Genomic DNA, 14,655 nt, shown 5'->3' with positions numbered 1-14,655 from the left:
GGGCCATGTCGCAGGCCGATGTGCAGCGGATGACCGCCGCCGGGCTGCCGCCGATCACCACCGAGCAGGGGCTGGCCCTGTTCGACGCGGCCATCGACTCGGATGCGCCGCTGGTGGTCCCGGTACGGCTGAACCCGCCCGCACTGCCGCAAGAGCAGGTGCCGCCGCTGCTGCGCGGCCTGGTGCGCGGCACCCGTCGTACGGCGGCATCGGCGCCCGCCCTGGGTGAGGGCACCCTGTTGCGGCAGTTGGCCGGGTTGACGCAGGCCGAGCGGACCCGGTTCGTGACAGACCTGGTCCGCACCCAGGCCGCGGCCGTCCTCGGGTACCCCTCGCTGGAGGCGGTGGACGTCAGGCGGGAGTTCCGCGAGCTGGGCTTCGACTCGCTGACCGCGATCGAACTGCGCAACCGCCTCAACACCGCCACCGGGCTGCGGCTGCCCTCCACCCTCGTCTTCGACTACCCCACCCCCACCGCGCTGGGAGAGTATCTGCTGAGCGAGGTGCTCGGCGCGCACGGCGACGCCATCCTGCCGGTGGCCACGGTCTCGGTCGGAGACGATCCGATCGCGATCGTCTCGATGGCCTGCCGCTACCCCGGAGAGGTGAACTCCCCGGACGACCTGTGGCGGCTGGTCATCGAGGGACAGGACGCCATCACCCCGCTGCCGACCGACAGAGGCTGGCAGACCCACGGTGACATCGACCTGAAGGGCGGATTCGTCTTCGACGCGCCCGAGTTCGACGCGGAGTTCTTCCGGATCTCGCCACGTGAGGCGCTCGCGATGGACCCGCAGCAGCGGCTGCTGCTGGAGGCGGCCTGGGAGGTCCTGGAGAACGCGGGCATCGACCCCGACTCGTTGCGCGGCAGCGACACCGGCGTCTTCATCGGCTCCGTCGGCTCGGGCTACATGCCCGGGGGAGAGTCTCGCGGTCACATCATGACCGGGCAGCTAGCCAGCGTGGCCTCCGGCCGGATCTCCTACACCCTGGGTCTGGAGGGCCCGGCGGTGACGGTGGACACCGCGTGCTCGTCGTCGCTGGTGACCATCCACATGGCGGCCCAGGCCCTGCGCAACGGGGAGTGCTCGCTCGCGGTGGCCGGCGGCGTCACCGTCATATCGACCCTCGCGGCGTTCGGGGAGCTCGGCGAGCAGGGCGGCCTGGCACCGGATGCCCGCTGCAAGGCGTTCTCCGACTCGGCGGACGGCATCGGATGGTCCGAGGGCGTCGGTCTGGTGATGCTGGAGCGGCTGTCGGACGCGCAGCGCAACGGCCACCGGGTGCTCGCACTCGTTCGCGGGTCGGCGATCAACCAGGACGGCGCGTCCAACGGTCTGACCGCGCCGAACGGCCCCTCGCAGCGGCGGGTGATCCGCAAGGCCCTGGCCGTCGCCGGGCTGTCCGCCGACGAGGTGGACGCGGTCGAGGCGCACGGCACCGGCACCGCCCTGGGTGACCCGATCGAGGCGCAGGCGCTGCTGGCCACCTACGGCCAGGACCGGCCGGAGGACCGTCCGCTGCTGCTGGGGTCGATCAAGTCGAACATCGGCCACACCCAGGCCGCCGCGGGCGTGGCGGGTGTTATCAAGATGGTCATGGCTCTGCGGCACGGCGTGCTGCCCAAGACATTGCACCTGGACGAGCCGTCCTCGCACGTGGACTGGGCCTCGGGTGCGGTGGAGCTGCTGACCGAACCGGTCGAGTGGCCACGGAACGGTCACCCGCGCCGGGCCGGGGTGTCGTCGTTCGGGATCAGCGGCACCAACGCCCACCTGATCCTGGAGCAGGGGCCGGAGGTGGCGGAACCGGCGGTCGATGAGCCCGCCGGTCCGGCAGACGGCGTGCTGCCCTGGGTGATCTCGGCCCGTACGGCCGACGCGGTGCGGGCACAGGCCGGGCGACTGACTGCGCATCTGCAGGCCCGGGGCGAGCTTGGCCTGGCGGATGTGGGCTTCTCGCTGGTGTCGTCGCGGTCGGTGTTCGAGCACCGTGCGGTGGTGGTCGGCGGGGATCGTGCGGGTCTGCTGGCGGGGCTGGCCGTGGTCGGCTCGGATGAGCCGGTGCCCGGTGTGGTCCAGGGTGTGGCGGATGTCGAGGGCAGGACGGTTTTCGTGTTCCCGGGTCAGGGGGCGCAGTGGGCGGGCATGGGCGCGCGGCTGCTGGAGGAGTCGCCGGTGTTCGCGGGGCGGATGGCGGAGTGTGCGGCGGCGTTGGAGCCGTTCGTGGACTGGTCGGGGTGGTCGTTGCTGGAGGTGGTCCGGCAGAGCGAGGGTGCTCCGTCGTTGGAGCGGGTGGATGTGGTGCAGCCGGTGTCGTTCGCGGTGATGGTGTCGCTGGCGGCGGTGTGGGAGTCGCTGGGGTTGCGTCCGGATGCGGTGGTGGGGCATTCGCAGGGTGAGATCGCGGCGGCGGTGGTGGCCGGGGCGTTGTCGGTGCAGGACGGGGCGCGGGTGGTGGCGTTGCGCAGCCGGTTGATCGCCGAGCGGTTGTCCGGGCACGGGGTGATGTTGTCGGTGATGGCGCCGGTGGAGTGGGTGCGTGCGGCGCTGGCCGAGGAGGGTCTGCTGGATCGGGTGGCGATCGCGGCGGTCAACGGTCCTCGGGTGGTCACCGTGGCCGGTGATGGGGAGGCTGTGCGGGTGCTGGAGCGGCGGCTGTCGGCAGAAGGCGTGATGCGCTGGCAGTTGGCCGGTGCGGACTTCGCCGCGCATTCGCCGCAGGTGGAGCGGTTCCGTGAGGATCTGCTGGTGGATCTGGCGGGGGTGGAGGCGCGGGTGGCGCGGGTGGCGATGTTGTCGACGGTGACCGGGCGGTGGTTGGACGGTACGGAGTTGGATGCCGGTTACTGGTATGAGAACGTGCGGCGGACGGTGGGGTTCGCGTCGGCGGTCGAGCGGTTGCTGGCGGAGCGGTATCGGGTGTTCGTCGAGGTGGGTCCGCATCCGTTGTTGACGTTGGGGATCGAGCAGGCGGTGGACGCGGCGGGGGTGGCCGCGGTGGTGGCGGGGACGTTGCGTCGTGACGAGGGTGGTTTGGAGCGGGTGCTGGTCTCGGCGGCCGAGCTGTTCGTCCGTGGGGTGAAGGTGGACTGGCGGCAGGTGCTGACCGGCGGTCGACGGGTGGATCTGCCGACGTACGCCTTCCAGCACCGGCGTTACTGGCCGAGCGGGGTGCGGATCGCCGATGCCCGGGGGCTCGGCCTCGTCGCGGCCGGGCACCCGCTGCTGGGCGCCGCCGTCGGGCTCGCCGACTCCGACGGCGCGCTGCTCACCGGCCTGATGTCGGTGCGCGCGCACCCCTGGCTCGCCGATCACGCGGTGGCCGATACGGCGTTGTTCGCCGGCACCGGGTTCCTCGAACTGGCGATCCGGGCAGCGGACCAGGTCGGCTGCGACCGGGTGGAAGAACTCACCCTGGCCGCCCCGCTGGTGCTCGCCCCGGACGGCGCCGTCGCCGTCCAGGTGGTGGTGAGCGCGTCCGACGAGACAGGCCGCAGGAACCTCGCGATCTACGCGCGGCTCGCCGACGCGCCGGACCAGCCCTGGATACGGCACGCGGCCGGTGTGCTGGGGGTCGGAGCGCGTACGGCACGGTTCGACACGGCCACCTGGCCGCCCGAGGGCGCGACGCCCATCGCGCTGGACGGGCTGTACGACGACCTGGCCGAGGGCGGCGTGGTCTACGGGCCCACCTTCAAGGGGTTGCGGGCGGCCTGGCAGCGCGACGGGGAGATCTTCGCCGAGGTCGAGGTGCCGGAGGAGGTCGGCGACGTCGGTCTGTTCGGCCTGCATCCCGCACTGCTGGACGCGGCGTTGCAGCCGGCCTCGTTCATGGAGCTGACGGAGCCGGGCCAGGGGCGGCTGCTGTTCTCCTGGGGTGGCGTCTGTTTGCACGCCAACGGTGCTTCGGCGTTGCGGGTGCGGCTGGTCAAGACCGGAAGCGGTTCGGTGTCGCTGGCGGCGGTGGACGCCGAGGGCGCGCCGGTGCTGACGGCGGAGTCGCTGGTGTTCCGGCCGGTGTCCGCGGACCAGATGCTCGCCTCCGGCGGCCGGGGACCGGAACGGGACGCGCTGTTCACCCTGGAGTGGGTGGTCGCGCCCACCGTCGTCTCTCCGACGGACGCGGTGGCCGGCCTGGACTGTGTCGAGCTGGACTGGTCCGAACCGGGTCGTCCGGGACTGAGCGACCTGCGCTGGGCCGAGCCGGGTCAGACCGAGCCCGGGGCACTGGACCGGGTGCCGGACGTCGTGACCGTCGAGATCGGCTCGCCCGCCGAGGCGGGCGGGGCGGCGGCACAGGAGCTGACCGGCCGGGTGCTGGAACTGCTGAGGCAGTGGCTGGCCGATGACCGGTTCACCGAGTCGAGGTTGGTGCTGGTCACCCGGGGCGCGGTCGCCGGCGGGGAAGACGAGATCATCACGGATCCGGCGGCGGCCGCGGTCTGGGGGCTCGTACGCGTCGCGCAGGCCGAGAATCCCGGCCGCTTCGTGCTGGTCGACGTGGACGAGCGGGAGACCGGGCTGTCGGCGCTGCCCGAGGCGCTGGCCTGCGGCGAACCCCAGGTGGCGATCCGCGAACACGCGGCCCGCGTCCCCAGGCTGGTCCGCCTGACGCCAGGTGGAGACGGCGCGCGGCGGCTGGATCTCGATGGCACCGTTCTGATCACGGGTGGCACGGGTGGCCTGGGAAGCAACCTGGCCCGGCATCTGGTGGCCGAGCACGGGGTCCGGCACCTGCTGCTGACCGGCAGGAGAGGGCTGGACGCTCCGGGTGCGGTGGAGCTGCAGGCCGAGCTGATCGCGCACGGGGTCGAGGTCACCATCGTCGCCTGCGACCTGGCCGACCGGGACCAGGCCGCGGAGCTGCTCGCCGGCGTGCCGGCGGAGCACCCGCTCACCGCGGTCATCCACACCGCGGGCGTCCGTGACGACGGCATGATCCTGTCGCTGGACGCGCAGCGGCTGGCCAACGTGTTCGGGCCCAAGGCCGACGGTGCCTGGCACCTGCACGAACTCACCCGGAACCTCGACCTGGCCGCCTTCGTCATGTACTCCTCGATGGCCGGGCTGGTCGGCGGCGCGGGACTGGGCGGTTACGCGGCGGCCAACGCCTACCTGGACGCGCTGGCCCAGCACCGCCGGGCCCAGGGCATGCCGGGCCTGTCCCTGGTGTGGGGACCGTGGGCGGCGGACGCCGGTATGGCCGGAGAGCTCTCCGAGACGGACCTCCGCCGGCTGACGGCCGCGGGATTCCAGCTGTTCTCCTTCGCCGAGGGACTGGCGCTGTTCGACGCGGTTCTGGGCTGCGACACGCCGGTGGTCGCACCGGTTCGGCTCAACCTGCCGGCGTTGCGGGCGTTCGGTGAGGTGCCTCCGCTGTTGCGCTCGCTGGTGCGGGGCACCCGCCGTACGGCGGCGGCCCCGGTGTCGGGCGCGGACGGGGCGCTGCTGCGGCAGCTGGCCGGGCTGCCCCCCGCCGACCGCAACCGGCTGGTGACCGAGCTGGTCCGGGCCCAGGCCGCCATGGCACTGGGACACGCCTCACCCCAGATGGTGGAGGTGCGGAGGGAGTTCCGCGAGCTGGGCTTCGACTCCCTCACCGCGGTCGAGCTGCGCAACCGGCTGAACACCGCCACCGGGCTGCGGCTGCCCGCCACCCTGGTGTTCGACTACCCGACCCCCGTGGTGCTGGCGGAGTTCCTGCTGGCCGAACTGCTGGGTGAGCACGGTGACGTCGTCGTTCCGACGGCGGTCGCGTCGGTGGCCGACGACCCGATCGTGATCGTGTCGATGGCCTGCCGCTACCCGGGTGAGGTGCACTCTCCCGAGGATCTGTGGCGGCTCGTCACCGAGGGGCGCGACGCCATCTCCCCGCTGCCGGTCGACCGGGGCTGGCAGGTGAACGGCGAACTGGACTTCCACGGCGGCTTCATGTCCGACGCCGCGGAGTTCGACGCCGGGTTCTTCGGGATCTCGCCGCGTGAGGCCCTGGGGATGGACCCGCAGCAGCGTGTTCTGCTGGAGACCACCTGGGAGGCGTTCGAGCGCGCCGGAATCGACCCGCTGTCGCTGCGGGGCAGCGACACGGGTGTCTACGTCGGCGCCAGCGGTTCCGGCTACGTCCCGTCGGACGAGGCCCGCGGCTTCATGGTGACGGGCCAGGCGGGGAGCGTGACCTCGGGCCGGCTGTCCTACACGCTGGGACTGGAGGGCCCGGCGGTCACGGTGGACACCGCCTGCTCGTCGTCGCTGGTGGCGATGCACATGGCCGCGCAGGCGCTGCGCGCGGGTGACTGCTCGCTGGCGCTGGCCGGCGGTGTGACCGTGGTGGCCACCCCGATGGGTATCGTGGAGTTCAGCGCCCAGGGCGGGCTGGCCGCCGATGGGCGGTGCAAGTCCTACTCGGATGCCGCCGACGGCACCAGCTGGGCCGAGGGCGTGGGCATGGTGGTCCTGGAGCGCCTGTCCGACGCGCGGCGCAACGGCCACCAGGTCCTGGCCGTCCTGCGAGGTTCCGCGGTGAACCAGGACGGCGCGTCCAACGGGTTGACCGCGCCGAACGGCCCCTCGCAGCAACGGGTGATCCGCCAGGCCCTGGCCGGCGCGGGCCTGACCCCCGCAGAGGTGGACGCGGTGGAGGGCCACGGCACGGGCACCGCGCTGGGTGACCCGATCGAGGCCCAGGCACTGCTGGCCACCTACGGGCAGAACCGGCCGGAGGACCGGCCGCTGCTGCTCGGATCGCTGAAGTCGAACATCGGTCACACCCAGGCGGCCTCCGGCGTGGCCGGTGTGATCAAGATGGTCATGGCGATGCGGCACGGGGTGCTGCCCAGGACGCTGCACATCGACGAGCCGTCCTCGCACGTGGACTGGACCTCGGGTGCGATAGAGCTGCTGACCGAGCCGGCCGAGTGGCCGCAGACCGATCACCCCCGCCGGGCGGCGGTCTCGTCGTTCGGAATCAGCGGCACCAACGCGCACGTGATCATCGAGCGGATCGAAACGCGGGACGTGGAGTCCGAGGAGCGTCCACCCGCGTCGGACGGTGCCGTGCCGGTCCTGGTCTCCGGCCGGTCGGCGGAGGCGCTGCGGGCGCAGGCCGAGCGGCTCGCGGCGTACGTGGACGGCGAGCCCGGTCTGCGATTGGCGGACGTGGCGTTCTCGACGGCCACCACGCGCTCGGCGTTCGAGTACCGGGCGGCCGTGGTGGCCGCCGACCACGCGGGTCTGGGAGCCGGCCTGCGGGCACTGGCCGAGGGCCGGTCGAGCGCGGGCGTGCTGCAGGGGTCGGCCGAGGCCGAATCGAAGCCGGCGGTGTTGTTCACCGGTCAGGGCAGTCAGCGGGCGGGGATGGGCCGGGAGCTGTACGCGCGGTTCCCGGTGTTCGCGGCGGCGTTGGACGAGGTGGTCGCGGAGCTGGATTCGCTGCTGGACGGGTCGTTGCGGGAGGTGTTGTTCGCCGAGCCGGGTACGGCCGGGGCGGAGGCGCTCGACCAGACCGGGTGGGCGCAGCCGGCGCTGTTCGCGGTGGAGACGGCGCTGTTCCGGCTGGTCGAGTCCTGGGGGGTGCGGCCGGAGGTGCTGGCCGGGCACTCGATCGGGGAGATCACCGCGGCGCACGTGGCCGGGGTGCTGTCCCTGTCGGACGCCTGCGCGCTGGTGGCGGCGCGCGGCCGGTTGATGCAGGCGCTGCCGCAGGGCGGGGCGATGGTGGCGGTGCGGGCCTCCGAAGAGGAGATCGCCGGGCTGCTGGCCGGGCGCGAGACCGAGGTGTCGATCGCGGCCGTCAACGGCCCGGCGTCCGTGGTGATCTCCGGTGCTGAGCAGGCCGTTCTTGAGGTCGTGGCCGCGCTGGAGGCTCAAGGGGTTCGAGCCAAGCGGTTGCGGGTGTCGCACGCCTTCCACTCGCCGTTGATGGACCCGATGCTGGAGGACTTCCGGGCCCTGGCCCGGACACTGACCTTCGGTGCGCCGCGGATTCCGATCGTGTCCACGGTGACCGGTGAGATGGCCACGGCCGAGCAGCTGTGCTCGCCCGGCTACTGGGTGGAGCAGGTGCGAAGCGCGGTGCGCTTCGCCGACGGGGTGCGGACGCTGCACCGGCAGGGTGCCACGGCCTACCTGGAACTCGGGCCGGACGGAGTGCTCACCGCGATGGCCCAGGACACCCTGGCCGAGCTCACGGCTCACGACTCGCCCGCCCAGTTCTCCGGCACCGACGCGGTACTGGTGCCGGTGCTGCGCGGGGACCGGGACGAGCACAGCGCGATCATGGAGGCGCTGGCGCGGCTGCACGTGCGCGGAGTACCGGTGGACTGGCGGGCGGTGCTCCGGGGCGGACACCGGATCGACCTGCCGACGTACGCGTTCCAGCGTCGGCGGTTCTGGCCCGACGCGGCCGGTTCCCAGCCGGGGAACGTGGCGGCGGCTGGCCTGGCCTCCGCCGGGCACCCGCTGCTGGGTGCCGCGGTCGGCCTGGCCGACTCGGCCGGAGTGCTGCTCACCGGCCGGCTGTCGCTGCGGACGCATCCGTGGCTGGCCGACCACGCGGTGGCCGGAACGGTGATCTTCCCGGGTACCGGGTTCCTTGAGCTGGCGATCCGGGCGGGCGACCAGGTCGGCTGCGACCTGGTGGAGGAGCTGACCCTGACCGTGCCGCTGGTGCTCGGCGAGAGTGACGCCGTCGCCGTGCAGGTGTGGGTGGGCGCGGCGGCGGAGTCCGGCCGCCGCAACCTGAGCGTCTACGCCCGCTCGGCCGAGGCCGCCGACGAGGAGCCGTGGGTGCGGCACGCCACCGGTGTGCTGGCCGTGGCCGACGGCCGGTCTCGCGCGCTCGCCGACACCCTGGCCGGCTTCGACACGGCGGTGTGGCCGCCGCGCGATGCGACCGCGGTCCAGCTGGACGACCTGTACGAGCAGTTCGCCGCGGGCGGGTTCCACTACGGTCCGGTGTTCCAGGGGTTGAGAGCGGCCTGGCGAAGTGTGGATGGCGCGGTGTACGCCGAGGTCGTCCTGCCCGAGCAGGCGCAGCCGAGTGCGGGGGCGTTCGGGGTGCATCCGGCGTTGCTGGACGCGGCGTTGCACGCGGTGAGCTTCGCCGACCTGGACGTGGTCGAGGGCGGCCGGATGCCGTTCTCCTGGGAAGAGGTGTGTCTGCACGCCGGTGGCGCGTCGGTGCTGCGGGTGCGGCTGGCCAGGACCGGTGGCGACGCGGTCTCGGTGATCGCGGTGGACGGTGCGGGGGAGCCGGTGCTGTCGGCGCGCTCGCTGGTGCTGCGGCCGGTCGCAGCCGACCAGCTGACCGTCGGCGGCGGCGATCCGTACCGGGACTCGCTGTTCCAGCCGACCTGGACGGCGTTGCCCGAGATGCCGACGGAGGCCGGCACCGAGCTCGACCTGGTCGAGCCGATCCTGGATCTGACATCGGATCCGGAGGCGGCGCTGGCGGCCTTGGAGACGGTACCGGAGACGGTGACCGTCGCGGTCGGCTCCGCGGCGCGGAGCGACGTGGTCACCGGGGTTCACGAACTGACCATCGCGGCGCTGGGCCTGCTGCAGGCGTGGCTGACCGATGATCGCTGTCGCCGCTCCCGGCTGGTGTTCGTGACCGGGGGCGCCGTCGCGACGAGTGATAACGAGGCCGTCGCGGACCTGGCGGCCGCGGCGGTGTGGGGTCTGGTGCGGTCGGCGCAGTGGGAGGAGCCGGGCCGGTTCGTGCTGGTCGACGTCGACGGGGAGCTGTCCTCATCGGCACTGGCCGGGGTGTTGCTCTCGGGTGAGCCGCAGGCGGCGGTACGCGAGGGTGAGGTGCGGGTTCCGCGCCTGGCGCGGGTGGCGCCGGCCGATGAGGGCGGGCGGCCGTGGGACCTGGACGGCACCGTACTGATCACCGGTGGGACCGGTGGGCTGGGGGCGCAGTTCGCGCGGCATGTGGTGGCCGAGCGTGGAGTGAGGCACCTGCTGCTGGTCAGCCGCAGGGGTATGGGCGCCCCCGGCGCGACGGAACTACGGGCGGAGCTGATCGCGCACGGCGTCGAGGTCGAGATCGTGGCCTGCGATGTGGCGGACCGGGACGCGCTGGCGGAACTGCTGTCAGGGGTACCGGCCGAGCGTCCGCTGACCGCGGTGATCCACACCGCCGGTGTGCTGGACGACGGGACGATCCTGTCGCTGACGGCGGAGCGGCTGGAGGTGGTGTCGCGGCCGAAGGTGGACGCCGCGTGGCACCTGCACGAGCTGACCCGGGGGCTGGACCTGGCGGCGTTCGTGCTGTTCTCCTCGCTGGCCGGAGTGATGGGCAACGCCGGGCAGGGCAACTACGCCGCCGCCAACGCCTTCCTGGACGCGCTGGCCCAGCACCGGCGGGCCGAGGGTCTGCCCGCCCTGTCGCTGGCCTGGGGAGCCTGGACCCAGGACGTCGGGATGACCGGCACGCTGGACGACACCGACATGCGCAGGATGGCGCGGGCGGGGATGCCGCCGCTGTCGCTGGAGCACGGCCTGGCACTGTTCGAGGTCGCCACCGCGCTTGAGCAGCCGGTACTGGTGCCGGTGCGACTGCACCTGCCGTCGCTGCGGACACAGGGTGACGTACCGGCGTTGTTGCGTGGGCTGGTACGAGGTGGGCGCCGGTCGGCGGCGTCCGGGTCGGTGGTGGCCGCGACGTTGTTGCAGCGGCTGGCTCCGCTGGGCCTGGCCGAGCGCACCGAGGCCCTGCTGGATCTGGTGCGGACCGAGGTGGCGGTCGTGCTCGGGCACGCGTCGCCGGAGACGGTGGAGGTGCGGCGGGAGTTCCGCGAGTTGGGCTTCGACTCCCTGACCGCGGTCGAGCTGCGCAACCGGCTGAACGGGGTGAGCGGGCTGCGCCTCCCGGCGACGCTGGTGTTCGACTACCCGACGCCGGCCACGCTGGCGGAGTTCCTGCTGGCCGAGCTGCTCGGTGAGGACGCCGACGTGGTCATCCCCGCGTCGGTGGTACCGGTCGCGGACGATCCGATCGTGATCGTGGGCATGGCATGCCGCTATCCGGGCGGGGTCACCTCGCCGGAGGATCTGTGGCGACTGGTCAGTGAAGGCGGGGACGCGATCTCTCCCTTCCCGACGACGCGCGGCTGGAGTCGTGGCTCCCTTGAGGGGGGTACCGAGGGCCGAGCCGTCAACTACGTGGAAGCGGGCGGCTTCCTGCACGAGGCCGGAGAGTTCGATCCGGGCTTCTTCGGGATCTCGCCGCGTGAGGCGCTGGCGATGGATCCGCAGCAGCGTCTGCTGCTGGAGACCACCTGGGAGGCGATCGAGCGCACCGGGATCGACCCGACCTCGCTGCGCGGCAGCCGTACGGGCGTGTTCGCCGGAGTCATGTACCACGACTATGCGACCAGCATGCCGTTCCCGGCGGACGTGGTGGGCTTCATGGGTACCGGCACCGCGGGAAGCGTGGCGACCGGGCGTATCTCCTACACGCTGGGCCTGGAGGGCCCGGCGGTGACGGTGGACACCGCCTGTTCGTCGTCCCTGGTCGCGCTGCACCTGGCCGCGCAGGCGCTGCGCGGCGGTGACTGCTCGCTGGCCCTGGCCGGTGGCGTGACCGTGATGGCCACTCCGAGCCCGTTCATCGACTTCACCGGGCAGGGCGGCCTGGCCGGCGACGGGCGGTGCAAGTCCTACTCGGACGCGGCCGACGGCGCGGGTTGGTCCGAGGGTGTGGGCATGCTGGTGCTGGAGCGGTTGTCGGACGCGCGCCGCAACGGCCATGAGGTGCTGGCGGTGGTGCGGGGTTCGGCGGTGAACCAGGACGGTGCGTCCAACGGGTTGACCGCGCCGAACGGTCCTTCGCAGCAGCGGGTGATCCGTCAGGCGCTGGCCGGTGCGAGGTTGTCGCCGTCGGAGGTGGACGCGGTCGAGGGGCACGGGACCGGCACGGTTCTGGGTGACCCGATCGAGGCTCAGGCGCTGCTGGCCACCTACGGTCAGGACCGGGATCGGCCGTTGCTGCTGGGGTCGATCAAGTCGAACCTCGGCCACACCCAGGCCGCCGCCGGTGCGGCGGGTGTGATCAAGATGATTATGGCGATGCGGCACGGGGTGCTGCCCAGGACGTTGCACGTGGACGCGCCGTCGTCGCATGTGGACTGGGCCTCGGGTGCGGTGGAGCTGCTGAGTGAGCCGGTGGAGTGGCCGGACACGGGTCGTCCGCGTCGGGCGGGGGTGTCGTCGTTCGGGATCAGCGGCACCAACGCGCATGTGATCATCGAGCAGCCCGAGGCCGCGACGGTGGCCCGTCCGCAGGACCGTGCACCGGACGCGGGCGTGGTTCCGGTGGTGGTGTCGGGTCGTACGGGCGAGGCGCTGCGGGCGCAGGCCGGGCGGCTGGTCTCGCACATGGAGGGGCGCGATGTCGCGCTGACCGATGTGGCGTTCTCGCTGGTGGTGTCGCGGTCGGTGTTCGAGCACCGTGCGGTGGTGGTCGGCGGGGATCGTGCGGGTCTGCTGGCGGGGGTGGTTGCGGTTGCCTCGGGTGAGTCGGTGCCCGGGGTGGTCGCAGGTGTGGCCGATGTGGTTGGGAAGTCGGTGTGGGTGTTCCCGGGTCAGGGGGCGCAGTGGGTGGGGATGGGGGCGGCTCTGCTGGAGGAGTCGGCGGTCTTCGCCGGGCGGATGGCGGAGTGCGCGGCGGCGTTGGAGCCGTTCGTGGACTGGTCGTTGCTGGAGGTGATCCGGCAGAGCGAGGGTGCTCCGTCGTTGGAGCGGGTGGATGTGGTGCAGCCGGTGTCGTTCGCGGTGATGGTGTCGCTGGCGGCGGTGTGGGAGTCGCTGGGGGTTCGTCCGGACGCGGTGGTGGGGCATTCGCAGGGTGAGATCGCCGCCGCGGTGGTGGCCGGTGGCCTGTCGTTGTCCGACGGTGCCCGGGTGGTGGCGTTGCGCAGCCGTCTGATCGCCGAGCGGTTGGCTGGGGGTGGGGCGATGGCGTCGGTGGCGTTGCCGGCCGAGCGGGTGGCGGAGTCTGTGGCGGCCTGGGATGGGCGGGTGTCGGTGGCGGCGGTGAACGGCCCGAACTCGGTGGTGGTGGCCGGTGAGGTCGCGGCGGTGGAGGAGCTGGTCGAGCGGCTGACCGCTGAGAACGTGCGGGTGCGGCGGATCGCGGTGGATTACGCCTCGCATTCGGCGCAGGTGGATCTGATCGGTGATGAGCTGGCCCAGGTCCTGGCGGGGGTGGAGCCGGGGCCGGTGCGGGTGCCGATGCTGTCGACAGTGACCGGCGAGTGGGTGGAGGGTCCGGAGCTGGACGCGGGGTACTGGTGTGAGAACCTGCGGCGCACGGTGGCCTTCGCTCCGGCGGTCGGGCAGCTGCTGGAGCAGCGGTATCGGGTGTTCGTGGAGGTGAGTCCGCACCCCGTACTGACGGTCGGGGTCCAGGAGTGCGTGGACGAGACCGACGCCACCACCGTGGTCGCCGGGACGTTGCGCCGCGAGGACGGTGGCCTGGAGCGGGTGCTGGTCTCGGCGGCCGAGCTGTTCGTCCGCGGCGTGGCGGTGGACTGGCAGGCTCTGTTCTCTGGCGCGCGCCGGGTGGAACTGCCCACCTACGCCTTCCAGCACCGGTGGTTCTGGCCCGAGAGCACCGGCTCCGGTGCGGGGAATGTGGCGGCGGCGGGATTGGCCGCGACGGATCATCCGCTGCTGGGTGCCGCGGTGGGTCTGGCCGACTTCGACGGGGTGGTGCTGACCGGGCGGCTGGCGCTCTCGTCGCATCCGTGGCTGGCCGATCACTCGGTGGCCGGCATGGTGTTCTTCCCGGGGACGGGGTTCCTTGAGCTGGCGATCCGGGCCGGTGACCAGGTCGGTTGTGAAGTGGTCGAAGAGCTGACCCTGGCCGCTCCGCTGGTGCTGGGCGAGGACGATGCGGTCGTGGTGCAGATCGCGGTGGGGGCGCCGGAGGAGGCCGGCCGGCGTGTTGTGAACGTCTATTCCCGGCCGGCGCAGGCCGGTGATGATGTGTCGTGGGTGCGGCACGCCACCGGTACGCTCGCCACGGGCAGCCGGGTCGCCGCACCGTTCGACACGGCGGCATGGCCTCCGGCCGGCGCGACCGCGATCGAGCTGGACGGCCTCTATGACGAGCTGGCCACCCGAGGGCTGGGGTACGGGCCGGTCTTCCAGGGCCTGCGGGCCGTATGGCAGCACGATGGGGAGATCCTCGCCGAGGTCGCGCTGCCCGAGCAGGCGGCGTCGAACGCGGGCTCGTTCGGGTTGCATCCGGCTCTGCTGGACGCCGCGCTGCACGCGGTGAGCTTCGCCGGCCTGGACGTGGTCGAGGGGGGCTTGCTGCCGTTCTCCTGGGAAGAGGTGTGCCTGCACGCCGGTGGGGCGGCACTGCTGCGGGTGCGGCTGACCAGGACGGGTGCCGACTCGGTCTCGCTGACGGCGGTGGATCAGGAGGGGGCGCCGGTGCTGTCGGCACGCTCGCTGATCGTGCGTCCCTTCACACCCGACCAGTTCTCCAGTGCGGACGGCAGCCGTGGAGTGGAGCGGAATTCCCTCTTCGGACTGGACTGGAGCTCGCTGCCGGAGATGCCGGACACGAAGGCCGATGCGAGCGTGGTCGAGCTGACCGGAGAGCTCGCCTCGCTGGATCCGGTACCGGACGTGGTCATGG

1 protein-coding gene (only partly in view) is annotated in these 14,655 nt (G+C 72.5%); it reads left to right on the top strand.

The window, feature by feature from the left end:
• Positions 1 to 5: 5 nt before the first annotated feature.
• Positions 6 to 14,655, top strand: partial view of a type I polyketide synthase gene (locus ACFQVD_RS15165; RefSeq protein WP_386368531.1) — the 5' end (the start) only. 22,388 nt of this gene lie beyond the right edge of the window; 14,650 of the gene's 37,038 nt are visible here — the first part of the coding sequence; its start codon is at positions 6 to 8; its stop codon lies beyond the right edge, outside the window.

Source organism: Streptosporangium amethystogenes subsp. fukuiense, from assembly GCF_042665875.1.
Taxonomy (GTDB): domain Bacteria; phylum Actinomycetota; class Actinomycetes; order Streptosporangiales; family Streptosporangiaceae; genus Streptosporangium; species Streptosporangium fukuiense.
This window is presented reverse-complemented; position numbering and strand designations above follow the sequence as displayed.